This is a genomic window from Micromonospora peucetia (assembly GCF_900091625.1).
Taxonomy (GTDB): Bacteria; Actinomycetota; Actinomycetes; order Mycobacteriales; family Micromonosporaceae; genus Micromonospora; species Micromonospora peucetia.
This window is the reverse complement of record NZ_FMIC01000002.1, coordinates 4,264,199-4,285,597: the sequence shown is the minus strand read 5'-3', so window position 1 is coordinate 4,285,597 and position 21,399 is coordinate 4,264,199. Positions and strand designations below refer to the sequence as shown.

The window sequence follows — 21,399 nt, the reverse complement described above, 5'->3', positions numbered from 1 at the left end:
GCCCGAGCTCTTGGAAGCCCTGACAGGATTTCTTTCGTACGGCCGGCAGCAGTTACTTGACAACGTTCCCGGGCTTGATCGCAGCCCGTACATCGGAAAACTGTACGTCCAGGAATAGGGTGCTCTAGCCCGGCGTTGGCGTCCGGCCGGACCATCGAGCGTCGCCATCGAGGCCAGTGCGGTTATCACAAAGGACTCGTGCGCGCTCATCGGCAGTACCGGAAGCTGAAGCACATCGTGGACCGGTCACGGCCTGTGACGCTCAATCAGCGGCAGATCAGTGCATCGGCGTCGGGAAACAATCTGACTCTTGGTCAATTGAGCGATTTACGCATCTGTTGCGCCACGACGCGGTAGCCGGAAGTCTCATATAGCCGGATAGCGCGGGCGTTGCCGCCGAAGACGTTGAGCTCTAGGCGGCCCAGGCCACGGGAGCGCACGGCGTCCTCGGCCGCAGCTAGGAGCGCGCGTCCGTAGCCGGCTCCACGGTACGCCTCATCGATTTCGATGTCGTAGATGTACGCGCAGTCGGGCTCACCACGCGGGTGCGTCAAGGCCAGCCACAACACGCCAACACATGCGCCGTCGGGAAGCACGGCCCTCAAGAACAGCATTCCGACAGTCGCAAAGCCATCCGGCAACAGGACATCGAATGCCTTGGTGGCCAACTCGATGGCCTCGTCCGCTGGCCAGTTACCGGCTGTTACCTGCCCATCCGCGAATGATCGGATCGTACGGTCACGCCACTCTTCGAACTCGTTCCTCGTCATGTCCCGTACGATCAACTCAGGCACAGCGTGATGGTCCCACACCGATCGGTGGACGGCTGCCCCGGTTGTCCTCGCGCCAGCATCACGTCGGCTGCATGCACTCATCTCGGCTAGATCCGGATGCTGTCGCCGGACGGCGAACGAACAAGTGTCTGGCACACTCAGCGGCGTGTTGGTCACCATCACGCTACGAAACGTCGGCACCGCTGCCATCACGGTTGGACTCCTCGTCGCCGTCCTGACCCTCGGGACCGCCAGCGACCGTCCATTCATCCTCGCTGGGCTGCTCGTCCTCGTCGGTACTGGCCTACGGTTGGAGGCTGCCGTCCGCGCTCGCAACACCCGCCACCAGGACACCGGCCACTGATCTTCATGACAGTGCACCGCAACATGACGATGTGGACGCGGCCAAAACCGCCGTACCGCACGATCCCCGCGCCGGGGCGCTGCCGACTCCTCCAGTGCATGCCGTGGCACCCGCTCGGTGGCAGATCCGGATGTAGAAAGCCCTGCTCTTCTTGGCGGTCTGGGCGCCTGCCCGGTCTGCCAGAATGCGCGGCATGGAAGCTCAGGATCTGGAGCGTGCCGTCCGAATGATGGGCGAGGTCCTCGAACCGCTTTCGGCCCACGACTGGTCGGTCGCCGCTGGCACCCTCGCCTGGACGTGCCGAGAGACGCTCGTCCACATCGGCCATGATCTGCTCGCGTACGCGGCTCAGGTGGCGGGCGGGGTACAGGATGCATACCTGCCGTTGGATCTGGTGATCCGCGACGATGCGCCGGTGTCAGACGTGTTGCCGGCCGTCGAAGCATGCGGCGGACTGCTCGTCGCGGCGCTGCGGGCCGCAGGGCCGGATACGCGGGCGTGGCACTTCGGGTCCTGCGACGTCAGCGGGTTCGCAGCGCTCGGCGTCGCCGAGGTCGTGCTCCACACGTACGACATCACCCAGGGCCTGAAAGTGAACTGGTGGCCACCCGCGAAGTTCAGTTCACGCATTCTGGCTCGGCTGGCTCCGGACGCAACGACCCAGCAGCGGCAGAAGACGGGAAAACGGGGGCACTCGACGCAAGTTCTGCTCCGGCACACTGGACGCCTCGGCGATGTGGGCCCGTGGCAATGGCGCATCATGCCGGAGGAGCAGCGGGTGACTACGGAAGACGCCGGGGCCGACGGCGCTGGTCGCACCAACTCGGCAGCGGATCCAAACGTCCGAGACCGCCTCGCCGTAATCCACAAGCGTAGTGCAAGCGCTCATGGAAACTTTTGAACTGGGCAGCAGTGGTGTATTTCGCCCGCTTGCCGCCGCGCGCCTCCCACGCCCAGCGCACGGCGTGACAGCCAGCGACCAGCACGGGCAGAGTCGACTCAGGCTCGGCGTCCATCCAATCGCCGATCCAGTCCTGGATCCCGTCGACCCCACCGACCGCCTCCATCAGGAAGGCCATCTCGTCCGGATCGGCCGCCATGTTGAGCAGTTCTCGGGCGAACTTTCACTGGCGTTTTTCCAACGCCCGGATCAGAGCCTTCCGGTGCGGGTCTCCATAGGACGGGTCCAGGACCGGGTCCTTTGGTCGCTTCGTGAACGGCCACATGCAACCCAACCCCCATGTCTCGCCGATACTAGATGACCGGACTCGGCTACCGCATCGCATGGTTTACAGAGGTGGGTCGGCCCCCCGGAACAGGTCGCGAGCACGAACACCCAACCGCTCCGTCACGGATCGTTGCGACCGGACAACGGTGGATGAGTGTGTTGATCAGCTATTGCGTTCGCCGCAGGCGGAGTTGTCGGCAAGGGCCGAGAGAACGTGATGGTCGTACGCACGACGCCATCCGAGCGCGGCTCCGACCTGGTGCCGATCGCCTGGAACCCGCACTTCTCGGCGACCCTTGTCGAGGCCGTGTTCGCCGCGTCCGTCTCCAGGATGAGCTGTGTCAGCCCAAGGTTGCCAAGCGCCCAGTCAGCAACAAGGAGCACGGCTCGTGGCGCGTTTCCTTGGCCGCGGTGGGCGGGGAAGACGCTGTAGGCGACGGATGCCACGTCCTCGGCGCGGAACTGCAGGTTGATGATCCCGACCGCTTGGTCCGTCACGGCGTCGGCGATCGTCAACGGAGCCGCACGGCCGCTGCGCCATGCCTCTTCGACGCGGCTCATTCCGGTGCGCCGAGCCTCGGCATCCATCGGCGGGTCATCGAGCCATCGCAGGGTTTCGGAATCACGGCTCGCGTCGGCGATTGCCTCCAGATCGTCCTCTCGCCGTGGCCGCACGACGACCGAGCCATCCGTCAACGGCGTGGCTGGCGGGACAATCGGCGTGGAACGCACCATCGACCGATCCTATTACGGCAGCCTGCCGTTCGGAATCGTGGCTGAAGTTCGAGGTCGGGGCGTCGCGAGGCGACGATCTCCGCCGGTGTCGCTGCTCGGCGGGTCATTCCACCCCGGCGTCCTCCGGGCTGGAACGAGCCAGCGCCGCGAGCGTGTCGAGCGCCCCGGACAGGGTCGGCAGCGGCGGCGCGGCCAGCCCGAGCCGTACGGCGTTGGGGGCGTGGCTGGTCCCGACGGTGAACGCGGCGGCGGGGGTGACCGCGATGCCCCGGCGGGCCGCCGCCGCGACGAACGTCTCGGCGCGCCATGGCTCCGGCAGCTCCCACCAGCAGTGATAGGCGTCCGGATCGGAGTGGAGCAGCTGACCGGCCAACCGGGTCCGCGCCAGTTCCTGCCGGGCACGGGCGTCCCGGCGCTTGCCGGCGGTGATGGTGGCGACCGCCCCGTCGACGAGCCATCGCGTGGCCGCGTCCAGCGCGAAGCGGTTGGCGGTCCAGGTGCCGGACCGGATCGCGGTCGCGAGCTGGTCGGTGAGCTGTGGTGGCGCGGCGGCGAAGCCGACGGTGAGGCCCGGGGCGAGCCGCTTCGAGAGGCTGTCGACGAGGATGGTGCGGGACGGCGCCAGTGCGGCCAGCGGTGTCGGGGCGTCGGTGAGGAACGACCAGACGGCGTCCTCGATGACGTACACCCCGAGTTGGTCGAGCAGGTCGGCGAGCGCGGCGCGGCGGTGCGCCGGCATGGTCGTGCCGAGTGGGTTGTGCAGGGTCGGCTGGAGGTAGACGGCCCGGAGCGGGGCGGCGCGGTGTGCCTCGGCAACGGCCTCGGGCAGCAAGCCGTCCTGGTCGATCGGCAGCGGGACCAGGGTGACGCCGAGCCGGCCGGCGATGGCCTTGACGACGGGATAGGTGAGCGCTTCGACGCCGAGCCGCCCGCCTACCGGGACAAGGGTGGCGATGGCGGCGGCGATCGCCTGGCGGCCGTTGCCGGTGAACAGGATCTGCCGTGGGTCCGGGGCCCAGTCGGGGCGGCTGAGAAGCCCGGCGACGGCTTCCCGCACCGCGGGCGTCCCGGCGACGCCGACCGGGGGCAGCGCGGTTGCCAGCGTGTCGGGCCGCAGCAGGCCGGCCAGGGAACCGGCCAGCAGTGCGGGCTGTTGCGGCAGCACCGAGAAGCTCAGCTCCAGGTCGACGCGGACGTCGCCGGGTTCGGCGAGGGCGGGTTCCAGGGGCGGAGTGGCGGCCCGGACGAAGGTGCCCCGGCCGACCTCCCCGGTCACCAGCCCGCGCCGGGCCAGCTCCGCATAGACCCGGGCGGCGGTCGAGTTGGCGATGCCGCGTTGGCGGGCGAAGGTCCGCTGCGGCGGCAGGCGGTGTCCGGCGGCGAGCCGACCGGCGGCGATGTCGGCGGCGATGCTCTCGGCGATCCGCCGGTAGTCGTCCACGATCCGCTCCCAATTGCTCCGAGGACATTGTTTTTATTGCACTCGACTATTGCACCGCTTAGCCTTCCTGTCGAGACCAGGTTGGGAAGGAATGGCAATGGCCACGACGCAGGTCAACGAAGTCAGCATCGGATACGACGACAGCGGCAACGGGGAGACTCTGATCCTCGTGCACGGGCATCCCTTCAACCGCTCCATGTGGCGTCCACAGGTCGACTTCGCGGTGGCCGCCGGCTGGCGGGTCGTCGCCGCGGACCTTCGTGGGTACGGCGAGAGCACGGTGGTGCCGGGTCGCACCACCCTCGACACGTTCGCCCGGGACGTCGCCGGCCTGGCCGACCGGCTCGGCGTACGCCGGTTCGCCCTCGGTGGACTGTCGATGGGCGGGCAGATCGTGATGGAGTGCCTGCGCCAGTTCCCCGAGCGCATCTCCGGCGTGCTGCTGGCCGACACCTCCGCGCCGGCGGAGACCGATCTCGGGCGCAAGCTCCGCAACGAGCTCGCCGACCGGCTGCTCCGGGAGGGCATGGCCGGCTACGCCGAAGAGGTCCTGCCGAAGATGCTCGCGCCGCGGAACATCTCGGCCCTGCCCGAGATCGCCCGGCAGGTCAGCATCATGATGCACACGACCTCGCCGGTCGGTGCCGCCGCCGCCCTGCGCGGACGTGCCGAGCGCCCCGACTACGTCGAGACGCTGCGCCGGGTCGAGGTGCCCACCCTGGTCGTGGTGGGCAGCGACGACGAGTTCACCCCGATCGGCGATGCCGAACTCATCACCGGGAGCGTCCCGGGCGCGACGCTGGTCGTGATCGACGGTGCCGGTCACATGCCCAACCTGGAGCGGGAAGCGGTCTTCAACACCGCGCTCGGAGGGCTGCTCCAGCAGGTCACGACGGTGGAGGGACAGCGGTGACGACCGTCTTCGTGACCGGGGCCAGCAGCGGCTTCGGGGCCGCCTTCGCACGGCGCTTCGCTGCCGACGGCGCCCGGGTCGTCGCCTGCGCCCGGCGGGCCGACCGGCTCGCCGCACTCGGCCCGGACGTACTCCCGCTCGTGGTCGACGTCCGAGACCGTGCCGCCGTCGCCGCCGCCATCGAGGAACTGCCCGCGTCCCACGCCGAAATCGACATCCTGATCAACAACGCGGGTCTCGCCCTCGGGATGGAACCGGCGCACCGGGCCGACCTGGACGACTGGGAGCAGATGCTCGACACCAACTGCCGGGGGCTGATGAACTGCACCCACGCGATCCTGCCGGGCATGGTCGCCCGACGGCGCGGCCACGTCATCAACATCGGTTCCACGGCCGCGACGTACCCCTACCCGGGCGGCAACGTGTACGGCGCCACCAAGGCCTTCGTCCGGCAGTTCAGCCTGAACCTTCGCAGCGACCTGCACGGCACCGGCGTACGGGTCACCTGCGTCGAGCCGGGCATGGTCGGCGGCACCGAGTTCTCGGTCGTCCGGTTCGGCGGCGACGCCGAGCGGGCGGGCGGGCTGTACGACGGCATGGTGCCGCTCACCGCCGACGACATCGCGGAGGCGGTGCACTGGGCCGCCAGGCAACCGCCACACGTCAATGTCAACACCGTCGAGCTGATGCCGGTCGCGCAGAGCTTCGCCCCGTTCCAGGTGCACCGCCAGCCGGGCTGACCGGCCCGCCGGTGTGGCGGTTCCGGACGGGGGCCGAACTGCTGCGTCTCAGAAGTGGCGCAGCAGTTCGGGGAAGGCCGACAGCCGCAGCACGCCCGGGTCGGTCGGGTCCAGCTCGTCGTGTTCCAGCACCCAGGTGTTGTCGTTGGGGATGAACACGGCGTTCAGCCCGGCGGCCCGGGCGGGCCGGATGTCGGACTTCGGGGAGTTGCCGATCATCCAGGTGACCGTGGGGTCGACGTCGTGCTCCCGGGTCAGCCACCGGTAGGTGTCGACGTCCTTCTCCCGAACGATGTGCGCGGCCCGGAAGTGGTGCAGCAGCCCGGAGGCGTCGAGCTTGCGCTGCTGCTCCTCGCGCTCGCCCTTGGTCAGCAGCAGCAGCTCGTGCCGGCCGGCCAGGGCGTCCAACGCCTCGGCCACCCCGGGCATCAACTCCACCTGGTGGGCGACCAGGGCCGCCGCCAGGTCCTCGATCTCGCGCCGCTCCACCACGGTGGCGGGCCGCTGCCGCAGCCGCTCCAGGCACTCCCCCAGGCTGCGCAGGAACACCTTGCTGCCGTAGCCGTGCGCGACCGCGTTGGCCCGCTCGATGTCGTCCAGGATGGTCCGGATCTCGGCCCGGTCGAGGGTCGGATGGTCCAGCCACTCCAGGAAGTCGTCGATCACCCGCTCGAAGAGGACGTTGTTCTCCCAGAGCGTGTCGTCGGCGTCGAAGACGAGCACCTGCCCGTCGCGTCGGCGCGTCACGTCCCCATGTCTCCCTTCCCATGGTGCGACTCGGGCCGGGTTGGCGGAGGCGCACCCAATACGATCTTGGACAGCTTCCGTTCGGCGCGAACGGTAACTGTCCAAGATTCCGACCGGCAAGCGGGTTACGAACGGGGCACCGACGGCGCCGGCAGCCAACGGAGCGACGGGGGCCGGGCCGCACGGTCACGGGCCGGCGAACACACCGGACATGATCATTTCCTCGCGCTGTTCCTGCCTGTCCGGGCGCAGGCGCCCGCCCCGGGTCAGCATGACCGTGCCGTGCAGCAGCGCCCAGCCGACCTCGGCGAGGGTGTCGGCATCGCGGCCGGCGGCCAGCGGTGCCAGGGCGGCGCGCAACTCGGCGAAGGCGGCCCCGGGCGCCCCCGGACCCGGGTCGCGGCCCAGGGTGAGGTCCGAGGTGTGGGCGAGCATCGCGTCGTAGACCTCGGGACTGGCGTACGCGAAGTCCAGGTAGGCCGCCACCACGGCCGGCCAGGCGCCGCGGTCGGCCCCGACGGCGAAGGCCCGGGCGGCGGCGGCCCGGGCGGCGGCGAGCGTGGCGGCCAGGTCGGCGAAGCCACGCACCGCTACGGCGGACATGAGCGCGGCCGGGTCCGGGAAGCGGCGGTAGAGGGCCTCGATGTCGACGCCGGTCCGCTCGGCCAGCCGGCGGTGGGTCGCCGCCGCCCACCCCTCGGCCTCGGCCAACTCCCGGGCGGCGAGGACGACCCGCTCCCGCTCAGCCGGTACGCCGTCTGCTCCGTCTGCTGGCGACACCCCGTCGACACTAGTGAGCATCACCATCCGTGACAGCCTCGCGACGGATTGACGACTCTTCGGCAGTCGGCGGCCAGCTACCGCCGCCGGCTACCGGCTACCGGCGCAGGGTGAGGATCAGGTCGGCGACCAACGCCGTCCAGCCGGTCTGGTGCCAGGCCCCCAGCCCGGCGCCGTTGTCGCCGTGGAAGTACTCGGGGAAGCAGATCAGGTCACGCCAGTCCGGGTGGGTCTGGAAGAGCTGGGCGGCGCCGTAGATCGGCCGTCGGCCCCAGCCGTCCCGGGTGAACAGCGAGATCAGCCGCGCGGAGAGGTCGTCGGCGATCTCGTCGAGGCTCAGCTTCACCCCGGAGCGGGTCGGATACTCCACCTGGAGGTCGTCGCCGAAGAAGACGGCGTAGTCGCGCAGCGCGCTGATCAGCAGGAAGTTGGTCGGCATCCAGATCGGGCCACGCCAGTTCGAGTTGCCGCCGAACAGGCCGCTGGTCGACTCGGCCGGTTCGTAGCCGACGCTGAACTCCTGACCGCCGAGGGTCACCGAGAACGGCTTGTCGAGGTGGGCCCGGGACAGCGTACGCAGGCCGTACTCGGAGAGGAACTCGTCGGTGTCGAGCATCCGGGCGAGCAGCCGGACGAGCTGCTCCGGGCCGACCATGGACAGCAGCCGGTGCTGGCGGCCGTCGGGCCCGAGCCGCCGGGCGCCGATCACCTCGGCGTACTCCGGGCGGTTGGTCAGGAACCAGCGCAGTCGGGCGTTCAGCTCGGGCAGCCGTTGCAGGGTGCGGGCGGTGAGCCGGGTGGTCGCGGCCAACGGCAGCAGGCCGACGACCGAACGGACCTTCAGCGGCACCTTCGTGCCGTCGGCGAGCCGCAGCACGTCGTAGAAGAACGCGTCCTCGTCGTCCCACAGGCCCTGTTCGTACGCGGCTGCGGCGATGTAGGTGAAGTGCTCGAAGAACTTGGTGGCGGTGTCGACCCAGGTTCGGTCGTGCTCGGCCAGCACGACGGCGATATCGAGCAGGTTCAGCGCGTACATGGCCATCCAGCCGGTGCCGTCGGACTGCTCCAGCACCCCGGCCACCGGCAACGCCGCCGACCGGTCGAACGGGCCGACGTTGTCCAGCCCGAGGAAGCCGCCCTCGAAGACGTTGTTGCCGCCGGTGTCCTTGCGGTTCACCCACCAGGTGAAGTTGAGCAGCAGCTTGTGCATCACCCGGGCCAGGAAGTCGTGGTCCCGGCCGCCGTCGATCTCGAAGACCTTCAACGCCGCCCACGCGTGCACCGGCGGGTTGACGTCGCCGAACGCCCACTCGTACGCCGGGATCTGGCCGTTGGGGTGCAGGTACCACTCGCGGAGCAGGAGCAGCAGTTGCTCCTTGGCGAAGCCGGGGTCGACCCGGGCGATGCTGACGCAGTGGAAGGCCAGGTCCCAGGCCGCGTACCAGGGGTACTCCCACGGGTCCGGCATGGAGATCACGTCGAAGCTCGTCATGTGCCACCAGGCGCTGTTGCGCCCGTGCCGGCGGCCGGAGGGCGGGGGCGGGGAGCCGGGATCGCCCTCCAGCCAGCGCTTGACGTCAAAGTGGTAGAACTGCTTGCCCCACATCAGCCCGGCGATGGCCTGCCGGGCGACCAGGGTCTCGTCCGGGGTCGCGGCGGCCGGGATGACCCCGGCGAAGAACCGGTTCGCCTCCGCTCGGCGGGCCCAGAGCACCGCGTCGAAGCCGTCACCCAGTTCCGCCGGCGGCGGCGGGGCACCGCCGGGCGGCGGGGCGGTACGGGTCAGCCGCAGTCGGATCCGCCGCTGCGCCCCGGCCGGCACGTCCAACACGTAGTGCAGCGCGCCCTTGGTGCCCTCCAGGGCCGGGTTGACGGTCGCGGCCCCGTCGACCACGTGGTCGTTGATGCCGTCCTTCGGGTGGCGGGACCGGCCGGGCAGCCCCCAGAGCCGCTCGGCGTTGGTGTCGTTGTCGCAGAGCAGCGGCGTCGGCTCGCCGTCGCCCTCCAGCAGCAGTTGGCCGAGCACCCGGTGCTCGCCGACCAGCCGCGAACCCTCGCCGACCAGCCGGGGCACCCGGTCGCCGCCGGGCAGCCCCCACGCCCAGGTGTTGCGGAACCAGAGGGTGGGCAGCACGTGCAGGGTGGCCGCCTGGTCGCCCCGGTTGGCGACGGTGACGACGACGCACATGTCGGTCGGGGTGGCCTTCGCGTAGTCGACGGTCACCGCCCAGTACCGGTCGTCGTCGAAGATGCCGGTGTCGACCAGCTCGTACTCGGTGTCGTCCCGACCGCGTAGCGCGTTCACCGCGACCAGTTCGTCGTACGGGAAGGCGGCCTGCGGGTAGTGGTACCGCCAGCGCATCCAGGAGTGGGTGGGGGTGGAGTCCTCGTAGAACCAGTATTCCTTGGCGTCCTCGCCGTGGTTGCCGCCGTCGCCGCCGAGGCCGAACATCCGCTCCTTGAGGATCGGGTCCTTCCCGTTCCACAGGGCGAGGGCGAAGCAGAACGTCTGCCGGTCGTCGCAGACGCCCGCCATGCCGTCCTCGCTCCACCGGTACGCTCTGGACCGCGCGTGGTCGTGCGGGAAGTAGTCCCAGGCCGTACCGTGCTCGCTGTAGTCCTCCCGGACCGTCCCCCACGCCCGCTCGGACAGATAGGGACCCCATGCGCGCCAGTCCTGTTCCCCGGCGTCGGCCTGAGCCAGCCGGAGCCGTTCGGGGTCGGGCGCGGAGTCGTCGGGGGGCGGCACGTCGGTGATCACTCGCACATCTTCGACGCCGCCGGAGGACTTCACCACAGGAGCCATTCTCGTCGTGGCGTGTTACACCCCGCCGCCGGTGGAGGAAAGTTGATCGACATTCGTTTCGGTCCGCAGGTGTGCGGCGACCTGACCGGCGGTGCCGCCCGGGAGTGGCTGGTCACCGACGGTCTCGGTGGTTACGCCACCGGCACGGTGAGCGGGTTGCGCACCCGCCGCTACCACGGTCTGCTCGTGGTGGCCGGCGAGACACCGGCGTCCCGCCGGGTGGGACTGGTCGGCCTGGACCCGGCCGTGGTCTTCCCCTCCGGCGCCCGGGTGCGCCTCGGCGCGCACGAGTGGTCCTCCGGCGACGTCGACCCGCGCGGCTTCGAGCTGCTGGAGCGGTTCGACCTGACCGACGGCCTGCCCCGGTGGCGCTGGCGGATCGGCGACGTGGTGATCGAGCGGGAACTGGCGATGACGCACGGCCGCCCGTGCGTGGCCGTGGTGCACCGGCTGGTCTCCGGTGGGCCGGTGCGCCTCGACCTGGCGGCGGTCTGCACCTGGCGGGACGCGCACGGCGAGCGCCGCGCCGACGGCCCGGCCCCCCGGGTGGAGCCGGTGCCGGGCGGGGCGGTGGTGGAGAGCGCGTTCCGGCTCGCCGGGCCGGACTGGACCCCGGAGGGCCAGTGGTGGCGCGGCGCGCACCACCGGGAGGAGGCGGCGCGCGGCCTGAACCCCGACGAGGACCTCTGGTACGCGGGCCGGTTCTCGGGTGGGCTGGAGCGCCCCGGCGACACGGTGTCGGTGCTCGCCTGGGCCGGCGAGCTGGCCGAGGAGCCGCCCCCGGCGACCGAGGTGGTCGCGACGCGCCGGGCCCGCAACCGGCGGGTGGTGGCCGCCGCGAAGCCGGCCGACCCGGTCGAGGCGACCCTCACGCTGGCCGCCGACGCGTTCGTGGTCGGCACGGCCACCGGGCCGGACGTGGTGGCCGGCTACCCGTGGTTCGGCGCCTGGTCGCGGGACACGATGATCTCCTACGAGGGGCTGTTCCTCTGCACGAACCGGGCCGCCGAGGGCCGGGAACTGCTGCGGGCGTACGCGGCGACGCTGTCGGAGGGGATGCTCGCCAACACCGCCGACACCGGCCGGGTGGAATACAACACGGTCGACGCGACCCTGTGGTTCCTGCACGCGGTGAGCCGGCACGTCACCGTCACCGGCGACACCGATCTCGGCGACGAACTGCTGCCGGCGCTGCACGGGGTGGTCGACGCGCACCTGGCCGGCACCCGGTTCGGCATCGCCGTGGACCCGGCCGACGGGCTGCTCACCCAGGGCGGCACCCCGGGCACGGCGCTGACCTGGATGGACGCCCGGGTGTACGGGGTGCCGGTCACTCCGCGTACCGGCAAGCCGGTGGAGGTCAACGCGCTCTGGGTCAACGGGCTGGCCGGCCTGGCCGAGCTGACCGAGCTGGCGGGACGGGACGCGGGCGACCTGTGGCGGCTGCACGAGCGGGCCGTGGCCGCGTTCCGGGACCGGTTCCCGGCCCCGACGGGCTGGCTGCACGACGTGCTGGACACGCCCGCCCCGGCGTACCCGCTGGGTGGGGCCGCGCACCACGACGACGAGTTGCTCCGCCCCAACCAGCTGCTGGCCTGGTCGCTGCCGTACGCCCCGCTGGCGCCGGACGAGCCCACCGTGCGCCGGGTCGCCGGCGGGCTGCTCACCCCGCTGGGCCCGCGCAGCCTCTCCCCCGACTCGCCCGAGTTCGTGGGGCGGCACCGGGGCGGTCCGGCCGAGCGGGACGGCGCCTACCACCAGGGCACCGTCTGGCCGTGGCTGCTCGGCCCGTACGCCGACGCCGCCCGACGGGCGAACCTGCCGGTCGACGACCTCTTCGTCGGCATCGAGGCCCATCTGACCGAGTACGGCCTGGGATCGGTGAGCGAGACGGCGGACGGTCTCGCTCCGCACGCCGCGACCGGGTGCCCGTTCCAGGCGTGGTCGGTCGCCGAACTGCTGCGTGCCCGCAGGAACAGCCGTTAGCGCGTTACACGACCGCAACGGCGGCGTCTCCGCTGGTTAGCCAGCCACCAGCAGGATGGGTCCCGATCCGGTCGCGACCGCGACGGGCACCGGCTCCGGTGCCCGTCGGCGCGTACCGGGGACGACTCCGAGGGGGCCGCATGTCACCTGACGCCGACGTGATCGACATCCACCCCGCCCGGCGACAGCGGGTGCTGATGCTCTCCTGGGAGTACCCGCCGGTCCTGGTCGGTGGCCTGGGCCGGCACGTGCACGCCCTGTCGGTTGCCCTGGCCGCCGCCGGGCACGAGGTCACCGTCGTCACCCGACACACCGACGGCGCACCCCTGGAGGAGTACGCCGACGGCGTCCGAATCGTCCGCGCCGCCGAGGACCCGGTCACCTTCCCACTGGCCACCTCCTCCCTGCTGGCCTGGACCATGGCGTTCAACCACACCCTCACCCGCGCCGCGCTACGCGCCACCGAGGCCGGCTGCTACGACGTCATCCACGCCCACGACTGGCTCGTCGCACACACCGCGGCGACCCTCGCCGAGCACCTCGACCTGCCCCTGGTGACCACCATCCACGCCACCGAGGCCGGCCGGCACCAGGGCTGGCTGCCGGAGGAGATGAACCGCACCATCCACGGCGTCGAGCACTGGCTGAGCAACGCCTCCGCCCGGGTGATCGCCTGCTCGGGCTACATGCGCGACCAGGTCACCACACTCTTCGGCGTTCCGGCCGAGCAGATCGACGTGGTGCCCAACGGGGTCGACGACCGGGCCTGGCGGGCCCGGCCGGGGGCGGTCGCCGCCGCCCGGGCCCGGTTCGCCGGCGACGGCCCACTCATCGGGTACGCCGGCCGGCTGGTCTACGAGAAGGGCGTACAGCACCTGGTGCAGGCGGTGCCGTACCTGCGCGACCGGCACCCCGGGCTGCGGGTGGTGATCGCGGGCGACGGCCCCTACCGCGCCGAGTTGGCGGAGCAGATCCGCCGACTCGCGCTCGGGCAGACCGTACGCTTCACCGGTTTCCTGGACTCGACGCGGCTCCCGGCGCTGCTCGGCGCCACCGACGCGACCGTGGTGCCCAGCCTCTACGAGCCGTTCGGGATGGTGGCCCTGGAGGCCGCGGCGGCCGGGGCTCCGCTGGCCGTGGCCCGCACCGGCGGCCTCGCCGAGATCGTCGAGCCGGGCGTGACCGGGGTGACCTTCCCGCACAGCGACCCGGGTGCCCTCGGCGAGGCGGTCGACTCACTCCTCGGCGACGAGGTCTTCGCCAGGCGGGTGGCCCGGCGGGCGCGGACCGTGGTCGGCCAGCGGTACGGCTGGGCGACCATCGCCGCCCGGACCGCCGGCACGTACGCGACGGCCGGCCGGGAGCACGGCCCGACGCAGGCCCGCCGCGCCGCCGCCCGACTCGGCGAGGCCCGGCAGAAGATCACGATTCCCGAGGGGAATCTCCTCGCGGTCGGCGGCGCCGCCTGCTGAGCGGTCCGCCGTCCGATCGCCGACAGACCGGCCCCGCCCGGCACGGCATAATTCCTGCCGGAACGGCACAGTCACCCACCCCTTCCCGCCACCGTCCCCGATGGACCGTCCGGGCGATGCCCCTGCGCCGCGACGACGAACTACAGTGGCGTAGTTTTGGCGCTCAAGATCCCTGGGGAGGGTGAGCCGACATGATGGGACCGTCCCACGCGCTGTCCGGCGCGGCGGTGTGGCTGGCCGGGTCCTGGGCGCTGCAACAATTCGCCGACTACCACCAGTCGCCGCTGGAACTCGCCGTCGGCACCGCGGTCTGCGCCGGTGGGGCGCTCTTCCCGGATCTTGACCTGTCCGGCAAGGTGACCCGCAACCAGGGCGGGGCGACCGTCGCCCGCACCTTCGGCGTGTTCTCGCTCTTCATCGCCGAGGTGATGGAGAAGATCTCGCTCGGGGTCTACTACGCGACCAAGCTCAGCAAGGACCCGCGCCGCAACAACGGTCACCGGACCCTGACCCACACCATCCCGTTCACCCTGCTGGTCGGCTGGGGCACCACCACGCTCTGCGCCGCGTACGGCAAGTGGGCGGTCATCGGCATCCTGTTCTTCATGTTCGGGCTGGCGCTGCGCGGCCTGTTCGACAAGTGGGCGGAGCGGGCCGGCTGGGTCATCGTGACCCTCGCGTCGGCCGCCGCCGCCTGGTACACCTTCGTCAACCTGCCCGGCGGCCGGGGCTACCCGTTGATCGGCACCGCCGTCGGGGTCGGCTGCTTCGTGCACATCCTCGGCGACATGATCACCCGGGCCGGGGTGCCGATCCTCTGGCCGATCCCGATCAAACGTCGGATGTGGACGCCGATCGGGCTGCCCAACAAGATCGCCCTGCGGGCCGGCAGCAAGACCGAGGTGGTGGTCGTCCGGGCCGTACTGACCGCGATCTCGGTGCTCGCGGCGGCCGGGCTGGTCGCCCCGTCGGTGCTGCAACGCTTCAACATCGACGTCTGACGGCTCCCCGCCGCTCGCCCGGTCAGTCCAGTGCCTCGGCGGCCCAGCGGGCCAGCAGCTCCAGCACCGGTCGGCGGCCGGCCATCATCGCGGCCTCGTCGCGGACGTCGTAGGTCTGGCTGATGGCCGACCGGCCGAGCCGGCCGAGCATCAGCGGCGCCAGCCAGAAGTACTTGGCCGCCCCGGTGAGCCGGACCGCCCGGACCATCGCCGCCGGTGCGACGGCGCCGTGCAGCCCCTCGACGTAGCGGTCGACCACGGTGGCGGCCACCTCGTCGAGCAGCGCGACGTCGACCAGCCCGTCGAGAAAGGTGTCCAGCACCAGGTTGGCCGCGTCCTCGCCGACCGGCCCCGGGCCGACGCCGGACCAGTCCAGCAGCACCGGGCCGCTGCCGGCGAAGACCAGGTTCATCGGCCAGCAGTCGTGGTGGCAGAGCGTGCGGGGCAGCCGGTCGGTGGCCGCCAGCACCTCGTGCCGCCGGTCCCACAGCGCCCGCAGGGTGTCGCGCAGGGGGCGCGGCCAGGCGGCAACGGCGACCGGATGCTCCCACGGCACCGGCGCGACCACCGGCCGGCTGAGCGTGTAGTCGCGCAGCCAGTCGCGGGCCAGCCAGTCCGGCGGACGACCGCCGGGCAGCAGCTCCCGCGCCTCGGGGTCGCCGAGCCAGCGGGCGTGTGCGGCGCCGAGCCGGCCGGCCACCTCACCGAGGTCGGCGGCCGTGCAGGCGACGCCCGGCCGGCCGGCCGCCTCGGCCAACCACAGCGCCACCGAGCCGTCCGGCCGGTCGTCGACCGCCAGCGGCGTCGGCGCGGCCAGCCCGGCGTCGGCGTACGCGGCGGTGGCCAGGCCGCTGCGGTACGCCTCGACCTCGCGGCGCCAGTAGTTCCAGTGCCCCGGCTCGTCGCTGCCGGCCCAGTGCGCCGGCCCGGGGCGGCCGGGCGGGGTGACCAGCTTCAGCACGGCCGCCTGCCCGTCCCGGCGGGTACGCCAGATGCCGCCGGTCACCCCGTTGAGCGTGTTGTGGGTGAGCTGCTCGGCCGGCACGTCGACGGGGACCAGGTCGGTCGGCGGGCGGGACGTGGTCACGGGACCTCAGAGCCGCCGGGATGGTCCACCGGGGACGCGGACGGAGCGACCGTGGCCGGCGAGCGGGGGCTGCTCCAGCGGGCGAGCCACCCGGTCGCCGCCCGTGCCCCCCGCACCACGGCCGCGTGGGCCACCACCGGGCAAATCACGACCGCCGTCACCAGCGACCAGGCCAGCGCTGCGCCGGCAACGGCCGCCCCAGTGACCGCCGCGATGCCGGCGACGTACAGCCCGACGAGCAGCGCGGCCACCCCGCAGGCCGCCTGCGTACGGGCGAACGCACCACGGCGAGCGAGGGCGGCCTCGCCGATCACGACCGCCGGTGCCACCACCAGCGGCACCAGGACGGCGCCCAACAGGGCGGCGCCCAGCACCATGAGCGGGCCGGCCAGCGGCCCACCCTGGTCGGATTCGGGGGTGCCCAGGGCGAACGCGAACAGCGCCAGGTAGCCAACCAGTCCTTCGGCAACGCACACCAGCCAGGCGGCGACCGCCCCGGCGACGTGACGGGTCAACGTTCCGATCATCGGCGGACCTCCCCCGTCGTCAGCGGCCCGCCGCGGTGTGCCACGGCGGCGGACGCCGCGCCCGCCGACGCTAGCGGAACAGAGGCCTGGCGTGGGCGCAGGGGCTGGACCAGATGGCTGCCGACGAGGTGCAGGCCGAGCGAATGACCGGTCTGGGCCGACCGCCGTCGGCGACCTGCCCCAGGCGCACACGATCAGTTGACCGAATCGCCAGGAATGGGAGTGGGGACAACGATACGTTCGGGTTGTCGAGCCACCGGCCGGCCATGTGCAGCGACGTCCGCCGAAAGGAGCATTCGATGGCGCTCTGGACCGATCTTGCGAGCTGGCGCGGCCCCACCGCCAACCGGGTCCCGGGCGGCATGGTGGAGGTTCGCGGCCTGGTGGTGCACATCGCCGACGGCACCTATGAGGGCACCATCAGCCACCAGCGGGACCCGAGCACCGAAAACTCCTCGCACTTCATCGTCAGTCGTGACGGTGACATCGCGCAGATGGTCGACACCGCGGACAAGGCCTGGACCCAGAAGGCCGGTAACGGGCACTGGATCTCGGTGGAGTGCTCCGGGTTCAGCGTCGGCAGCGCGCACCACGCCAGCCATCCCGGCTGGGAGAGGCTGACCGACAAGCAGATCGCCGCCATCGGCCGGATCTTCGCCAAGGTGCACCAGGAATGCGGCGCCCCTCTCGCCCTGACGGCCGACCCGTCGGGCACGGGCCTCGGCCACCACAGCATGGGAGGCCCCGCCTGGGGGCACGACAAGTGCCCCGGCCCCCCGATCATCGCCCAGAAGCCGGACATCCTGGCCGCCGCCGAACAGGCCGTCAGTCTGTCCGGGCCCACGCCCGCACCGGGCCTCGTCGTACGGCGTGCGGCACCCTGACGGCCCCCGGGTCACGTTTCCGAGCAACCCGCGTTCAACCACCGGTGATTCAGGCGCCGACACGCTGGGGCGGGACGGTCAGCCCGTAGAGCGCCATCAGTTCCGGGGTGTCGACCCGGCTGCCGTCGGCCACCGAGTCGCAGGCGATGTCGACGATCTGGTCCTTGTGCGCCAGCAGGTAGGGCCGGGCGCCGACGTCCGCGCTGGCCAGGGTGGCGATGCCGGACCAGTGCCGGCGGCCGAACAGCATCGGGTAACCGCGCAGCCCGTCGTAGGTCGCGCAGACCAGCACGTCCGGGTACGGCAGCGCGGTCACCCGACGCACGGCGGCGACGGTCAGGCCGGGCATGTCGACCGGCACCACCACGACCGCCTCGATGCCCTCGTCGTCGAGCGCGGCCAGGCCGGCCCGGATGGACGAGCCGACGCCCGTCCCCCACGCCCGGTTGATCACCACCGTGACCCGGCTCAGGTCTGCCGTCTCACGGACCTGGTCGGCCGCGGCGCCGAGCACGACCACGATCCGTTCACAGCCCGCCTCGGTCATCGTGTCGATCATCTGGTCCACCAGGGGTTTCTCCCCCTGGTGCAGCAGGGCCTCCGGGCCGCCGATGCGACGCCCTCCGCCCGCGGCGATGATCATTCCTGCGATCCGGTTCAGCTGGGCCCCCTCCACCGTGGAGCGGGCCGTGGCGCGAGGGCCCGGCCCGCTCCGTCGTACGGACATCGGGAGCAACGAGGACAAGGCAGGCCGGGTAGCGGGGCGAAAAGGGAAAATAGTGCAACTGTTACCGGCGCGGAACCTCGCCCGATCGCCCGTTCCAGGCTGTGCGGACGATCAGGCTCCCGCCCCGGCTGCGGCGACCGCGACCGGCACCGGGTCGCGGGGCGGACGTGACAGCAGGCCCGCCAGGTCGTCGCGGGTCTCCGCGAGGAACCCCGCCGCCGTGGCGGAGTAGATCGACATGAGCATGGCCGGCTGGAAGGGCAGCAGGCCAGGGCCCACCAGCGCGGCACGCCGCTCACCCAGCGACACCGGGCGGTAGGGCACCCCCAACTCGGCGGCGAGGCCGGCTGCCGTGAACGCGACGGGCCCGGTCAGCTCGTAGGTGCGGTCGCGGTGGGCGGCCGGGTCGGCGGCCACCCGCACGGCGGCGTCGGCCAGATCCTGCCGGGCCACCGCAGCGACCGCTCCCGTGCCGAACGGGGCCGTGACCGCGCCGCCGACCGGGGCGGCCAGTTGACCGAACAGCTCGGCGTAGAGCCCGTTGCGCAGGATCGTCCAGCTCAGCCGGCTCTCCCGCAGCCGACGCTCCGTCCACCGGTGCGCGAGCGCGAAGGCCAGATGATCGCCGGCACCGACCAGGCTCGTGTAGACCACGTGCTGCACCCCGTGCCGCTCCGCCGCCGAGACGACCCGGTCGTGGCGGGCCAGGACCACGTCGTCCTCGCCGTACCCGGCGGAGACCAGCACCAGCACGCGTACGCCCGTCAGATCCGGCCCCGCCGGGTCGTCGAAGTCCATGGTCCGCCCGGCGTCGGCGAAGCGACCGGGGGTACGGGTGCCGGCGAGCGGGGCAAGGCCCCGCTCGGCCAGCCCGGCGTGGATGAGGGAGCCCAGGTGCCCGGAGGCACCGGTGACCAGCAGCATGAGGTTAGCCTTTCGGTGGTACCGAATCGGAACTAACCTCATGGTCGGGAACCACGGAACCGGGCACAAGGAGGCACTTCGATGTCAGCAGGGCACACGGCGGTAACCGAGGCGCTGGCACCCTGCGGCCTGCCGGAGCACCCGGACTGCGGAATCCGCGACGTGCTCGACCGCATCGGCGACAAGTGGTCGGTGCTCGCGATCGTCGAACTCTCCTCCGGCGTCCGGCGGTTCCGGGAACTGCAACGGGCCATCCACGGCATCTCACAGCGGATGCTCACCCTGACCCTGCGCCGCCTGGAACGCGACGGCCTGGTGCTGCGCACGGCGTACCCGACCGTCCCGGTGACCGTGACCTACGAGCTGACCGAGCGCGGCAGGAGCCTGACCCACCTGGTCCGGCAGCTGGCCGACTGGTCGCTGGCGCACAAGGACGTGATCGCCGAGTCGCGGCACACGTGGGACGCCGCCAACCCGGGATCCGGCATCTCCTGACCTGATTCATGAGCCCCGGTTGCGGCGGGTGGCCGACGGAGGGGCGCCGTCACGTCGCGTCGGCGTAACAGTCGACGACGGACAGGTCCAGCGGGAAGCGCACCGGGGTGCCGCCGAAGAGCAGGGCGGCGGCCTGCTCGCCGCACCGGGCGACCACGTCGGAGACCGCGCCGGCCCGCTCCGCCGGGCAGTGCACGATCACCTCGTCGTGCTGGAAGAAGACCAGCTCGGCACCGGTGCCGGCGAGCTGGCCGCGCAGCGTCGCCAGCAGGGTCGAGGCCCACTCGGCGGCGGTGGCCTGGATGACGAAGTTGCGGGTGAACCGCCCCCGGGACCGGGCCGCCCGGGCGCGCGGCGACTGCGGATCGCCGCCGCCGTCGGGGACATCGGCGTCGGCGTCGCCGAACCCGGCCGTGCCGGGCGGGCAGGTGCGCCCCAGCCAGGAGCGCACCAGCCCGCCGGCCTCGCCCGTGCGGGCCGCCGCCTCCACATAGCCGAAGGCCGTCGGGTAGTTGCGCCGCAGCACCGCCAGCGCCGGCACCGCCATCCCACCGGTCTGGCCGTACATCGCACCGAGCAGTGCCAGCTTCGCCCGGGGCCGGTCGCCACCGAAGGCGTCCTTGGCGAGGGCGGCGTAGAGGTCACCGGCACCACCGGCGGCGGCGAGCCGGGCGTCGCCGGAAACCGCCGCGAGCACTCTCGGCTCCAACTGGCCGGCGTCGGCGACCACCAACCGCCAGCCCGGATCGGCCACCACCGCCCGCCGGATCACCTTGGGGATCTGCAACGCGCCGCCGCCCCGGGTGGCCCAGCGACCGGAGACGACCCCGCCCGGCACGTACTCCGGCTGGAACCGGCCGTCCCGCACCCAGGCGTCGCGCCAGGTCCAGCCGTGCGCCGTCCAGATCCGGTAGAGCTCCTTGTATTCCAGGACCAGGGGCACCGCCGGATGGTCCACCCCGCGCAGCACCCAGGCCCGGGTGTTGGGCAGCTCAACGCCGGCCCGGGCGAACGCCCGCAACAGCTCCGCCGGGGAGTCGGCGTGCAACTGACGTACGCCGAACGCGTCGGCGATCCGCGCGGCCAGCTCGGCCAGCCGGCGGGGCGGACCACCCACCGGCGACGGCTCGCCGAGCAGCTCGGCGAGGACCTCGTCGTGCACGTCGGCCCGCCAGGGCAGCCCCGCCGCACCCATCTCCACCGCGATCAGCACGCCGGCCGACTCGGCGGCGACCAGCAGCCGGAACCGGCCGGGATGCCCGGTCGCGGCGATCCGGGCGAGCTGGTCGGCGTACACCCGGGTCAGTGCCTCGACGCCGGGGCCCGGCGGACCGGGCAGTGCGTCGAAGAGCGCGCCCTGGCCGTGGCCGGGCGGCGCGGCCGGACGCGGCGGCGGGTCGGCCGGCACCGGGGCGCCGGTGAGCCGGGCCCAGGCCGCGGCGAGCGAGCGGGGCTCGCCCCAGCGGCCGGCGTGACCGAGCAGCAGCGCCTCGGTCAGCTCCACGTCGTGGCAGCGCTCGACCCGCGCCCCGGCGCGCAGCAGCGCGGGGTAGACCGACGTGCCGGAGGCCCACACCCAGCGCGGCCGGTCCGCCGCCTCGCGCGCGGCGACGGCGGCGGCCAGGTCGGCGGCCGGCTGCGCCGGGCCGACGGGACGCCCGGCGGCGTCGAGGGATTGCAGCACTCCCCCGCCCCGCTCATCGGACACCACCGCCACCAGCACGAACGCGATTCTGCCTCGTCCCTGCGACACTCCACCCACCAACCGC

20 protein-coding genes are annotated in these 21,399 nt (G+C 72.2%); 9 read left to right on the top strand and 11 right to left on the bottom strand.

The window, feature by feature from the left end; genetic code table 11:
• Window positions 1–314 precede the first annotated feature (314 nt).
• Window positions 315–794, bottom strand: coding sequence for a GNAT family N-acetyltransferase (locus tag GA0070608_RS19895; RefSeq protein WP_091635571.1), 480 nt, complete (start codon window positions 792–794; stop codon window positions 315–317).
• 145 nt (window positions 795–939) lie between these two features.
• Between GA0070608_RS19895 and GA0070608_RS19890 the strand changes: the two genes are divergently transcribed.
• Both GA0070608_RS19890 and GA0070608_RS32115 read left to right on the top strand, forming a co-directional pair.
• Window positions 940–1,137, top strand: coding sequence for a hypothetical protein (locus tag GA0070608_RS19890; protein ID WP_091630083.1), 198 nt, complete (start codon window positions 940–942; stop codon window positions 1,135–1,137).
• 193 nt (window positions 1,138–1,330) lie between these two features.
• Window positions 1,331–2,038, top strand: coding sequence for a maleylpyruvate isomerase N-terminal domain-containing protein (locus GA0070608_RS32115; protein WP_141719498.1), 708 nt, complete (start codon window positions 1,331–1,333; stop codon window positions 2,036–2,038).
• Window positions 2,039–2,485: 447 nt separating this feature from the next.
• On the opposite strand, the gene GA0070608_RS19880 is transcribed toward GA0070608_RS32115, so the two are convergent.
• On the bottom strand, window positions 2,486–3,100 hold the full coding sequence (locus GA0070608_RS19880; RefSeq protein WP_091630082.1) for a GNAT family N-acetyltransferase: 615 nt from the start codon (window positions 3,098–3,100) through the stop codon (window positions 2,486–2,488).
• Window positions 3,101–3,203: 103 nt separating this feature from the next.
• Window positions 3,204–4,541 (bottom strand): aminotransferase-like domain-containing protein, encoded by a 1,338-nt coding sequence (locus GA0070608_RS19875; RefSeq protein WP_091630081.1) that lies wholly within the window; start codon window positions 4,539–4,541, stop codon window positions 3,204–3,206.
• A 97-nt stretch (window positions 4,542–4,638) separates the two neighbouring features.
• On the opposite strand from GA0070608_RS19875, the gene GA0070608_RS19870 reads away from it, so the two are divergent.
• Both GA0070608_RS19870 and GA0070608_RS19865 read left to right on the top strand, forming a co-directional pair.
• Window positions 4,639–5,454 carry an alpha/beta fold hydrolase gene (locus GA0070608_RS19870; protein ID WP_091630080.1) on the top strand — a complete coding sequence of 272 codons (816 nt, stop codon included), beginning with the start codon at window positions 4,639–4,641 and terminating at the stop codon, window positions 5,452–5,454.
• Window positions 5,451–6,194 carry an SDR family NAD(P)-dependent oxidoreductase gene (locus GA0070608_RS19865; RefSeq protein WP_091630079.1) on the top strand — a complete coding sequence of 248 codons (744 nt, stop codon included), beginning with the start codon at window positions 5,451–5,453 and terminating at the stop codon, window positions 6,192–6,194. Before GA0070608_RS19870 ends, GA0070608_RS19865 begins: the two co-directional genes overlap by 4 nt.
• Before the next feature lie 48 nt (window positions 6,195–6,242).
• Here the strand turns inward: GA0070608_RS19865 and GA0070608_RS19860 are convergent, their stop codons facing one another.
• The 3 genes from GA0070608_RS19860 to GA0070608_RS19850 form a co-directional block, all read right to left on the bottom strand.
• Window positions 6,243–6,917 carry an HAD family hydrolase gene (locus GA0070608_RS19860; RefSeq protein ID WP_176733988.1) on the bottom strand — a complete coding sequence of 225 codons (675 nt, stop codon included), beginning with the start codon at window positions 6,915–6,917 and terminating at the stop codon, window positions 6,243–6,245.
• 210 nt (window positions 6,918–7,127) lie between these two features.
• Window positions 7,128–7,721 carry a TetR/AcrR family transcriptional regulator gene (locus GA0070608_RS19855; RefSeq protein WP_245715841.1) on the bottom strand — a complete coding sequence of 198 codons (594 nt, stop codon included), beginning with the start codon at window positions 7,719–7,721 and terminating at the stop codon, window positions 7,128–7,130.
• Between the two features lie 97 nt (window positions 7,722–7,818).
• On the bottom strand, window positions 7,819–10,527 hold the full coding sequence (locus GA0070608_RS19850) for an MGH1-like glycoside hydrolase domain-containing protein (RefSeq protein ID WP_091630077.1): 2,709 nt from the start codon (window positions 10,525–10,527) through the stop codon (window positions 7,819–7,821).
• A gap of 42 nt (window positions 10,528–10,569) precedes the next feature.
• Here GA0070608_RS19850 and GA0070608_RS19845 point away from each other — a divergent pair, with 42 nt between their 5' ends.
• The 3 genes from GA0070608_RS19845 to GA0070608_RS19835 all read left to right on the top strand — a co-directional run bounded on the left by GA0070608_RS19845 (window position 10,570) and on the right by GA0070608_RS19835 (window position 14,986).
• Entirely contained in the window at window positions 10,570–12,513 is a 1,944-nt protein-coding gene (locus GA0070608_RS19845) for an amylo-alpha-1,6-glucosidase (RefSeq protein WP_091630076.1), read from the top strand.
• 140 nt (window positions 12,514–12,653) lie between these two features.
• Window positions 12,654–13,985, top strand: a complete 1,332-nt coding sequence (locus GA0070608_RS19840) for a glycosyltransferase family 4 protein (protein ID WP_091630075.1) — start codon at window positions 12,654–12,656, stop codon at window positions 13,983–13,985.
• 191 nt (window positions 13,986–14,176) lie between these two features.
• Window positions 14,177–14,986, top strand: coding sequence for a metal-dependent hydrolase (locus GA0070608_RS19835; RefSeq protein ID WP_091630074.1), 810 nt, complete (start codon window positions 14,177–14,179; stop codon window positions 14,984–14,986).
• Window positions 14,987–15,008: 22 nt separating this feature from the next.
• Here the strand turns inward: GA0070608_RS19835 and GA0070608_RS19830 are convergent, their stop codons facing one another.
• Together GA0070608_RS19830 and GA0070608_RS19825 are read right to left on the bottom strand one after the other, a co-directional pair.
• A complete protein-coding gene (locus tag GA0070608_RS19830) occupies window positions 15,009–16,073 on the bottom strand; it encodes an aminoglycoside phosphotransferase family protein (protein ID WP_091630073.1) in 1,065 nt (354 codons plus the stop codon).
• Window positions 16,070–16,600, bottom strand: a complete 531-nt coding sequence (locus GA0070608_RS19825) for a hypothetical protein (protein ID WP_091630072.1) — start codon at window positions 16,598–16,600, stop codon at window positions 16,070–16,072. Before GA0070608_RS19825 ends, GA0070608_RS19830 begins: the two co-directional genes overlap by 4 nt.
• Window positions 16,601–16,899: 299 nt before the next feature.
• On the opposite strand from GA0070608_RS19825, the gene GA0070608_RS19820 reads away from it, so the two are divergent.
• A complete protein-coding gene (locus tag GA0070608_RS19820) occupies window positions 16,900–17,484 on the top strand; it encodes an N-acetylmuramoyl-L-alanine amidase (RefSeq protein ID WP_176733767.1) in 585 nt (194 codons plus the stop codon).
• 49 nt (window positions 17,485–17,533) lie between these two features.
• Here GA0070608_RS19820 and GA0070608_RS19815 read toward each other — a convergent pair whose 3' ends face one another.
• Entirely contained in the window at window positions 17,534–18,127 is a 594-nt protein-coding gene (locus GA0070608_RS19815) for a nucleotidyltransferase family protein (protein WP_091630070.1), read from the bottom strand.
• Between the two features lie 195 nt (window positions 18,128–18,322).
• Window positions 18,323–19,135 (bottom strand): NAD(P)H-binding protein, encoded by an 813-nt coding sequence (locus tag GA0070608_RS19810; protein WP_091630069.1) that lies wholly within the window; start codon window positions 19,133–19,135, stop codon window positions 18,323–18,325.
• A gap of 81 nt (window positions 19,136–19,216) precedes the next feature.
• On the opposite strand from GA0070608_RS19810, the gene GA0070608_RS19805 reads away from it, so the two are divergent.
• Window positions 19,217–19,630: a winged helix-turn-helix transcriptional regulator gene (locus tag GA0070608_RS19805; protein ID WP_091630068.1), complete on the top strand. Its 414-nt coding sequence runs from the start codon at window positions 19,217–19,219 to the stop codon at window positions 19,628–19,630.
• 49 nt (window positions 19,631–19,679) lie between these two features.
• Here the strand turns inward: GA0070608_RS19805 and GA0070608_RS19800 are convergent, their stop codons facing one another.
• Window positions 19,680–21,383 (bottom strand): bifunctional 3'-5' exonuclease/DNA polymerase, encoded by a 1,704-nt coding sequence (locus tag GA0070608_RS19800; protein ID WP_091635565.1) that lies wholly within the window; start codon window positions 21,381–21,383, stop codon window positions 19,680–19,682.
• Between the last annotated feature and the right edge of the window lie 16 nt (window positions 21,384–21,399).

Excerpts from the sequence above, each read along its gene's own strand:
- GA0070608_RS19810 (WP_091630069.1), bottom strand. The coding sequence starts at position 19,135 with ATGCTGCTGGTCACCGGTGCCTCCGGGCACCTGGGCTCCCTCATCCAC.
- GA0070608_RS19880 (WP_091630082.1), bottom strand. The coding sequence starts at position 3,100 with ATGGTGCGTTCCACGCCGATTGTCCCGCCAGCCACGCCGTTGACGGAT.
- GA0070608_RS19825 (WP_091630072.1), bottom strand. The coding sequence starts at position 16,600 with ATGATCGGAACGTTGACCCGTCACGTCGCCGGGGCGGTCGCCGCCTGG.
- GA0070608_RS19815 (WP_091630070.1), bottom strand. The coding sequence starts at position 18,127 with ATGATCATCGCCGCGGGCGGAGGGCGTCGCATCGGCGGCCCGGAGGCC.
- GA0070608_RS19850 (WP_091630077.1), bottom strand. The coding sequence starts at position 10,527 with ATGGCTCCTGTGGTGAAGTCCTCCGGCGGCGTCGAAGATGTGCGAGTG.
- GA0070608_RS19805 (WP_091630068.1), top strand. The coding sequence starts at position 19,217 with ATGTCAGCAGGGCACACGGCGGTAACCGAGGCGCTGGCACCCTGCGGC.
- GA0070608_RS19840 (WP_091630075.1), top strand. The coding sequence starts at position 12,654 with ATGTCACCTGACGCCGACGTGATCGACATCCACCCCGCCCGGCGACAG.
- GA0070608_RS19835 (WP_091630074.1), top strand. The coding sequence starts at position 14,177 with ATGATGGGACCGTCCCACGCGCTGTCCGGCGCGGCGGTGTGGCTGGCC.
- GA0070608_RS19870 (WP_091630080.1), top strand. The coding sequence starts at position 4,639 with ATGGCCACGACGCAGGTCAACGAAGTCAGCATCGGATACGACGACAGC.
- GA0070608_RS19820 (WP_176733767.1), top strand. The coding sequence starts at position 16,900 with ATGGCGCTCTGGACCGATCTTGCGAGCTGGCGCGGCCCCACCGCCAAC.
- GA0070608_RS32115 (WP_141719498.1), top strand. The coding sequence starts at position 1,331 with ATGGAAGCTCAGGATCTGGAGCGTGCCGTCCGAATGATGGGCGAGGTC.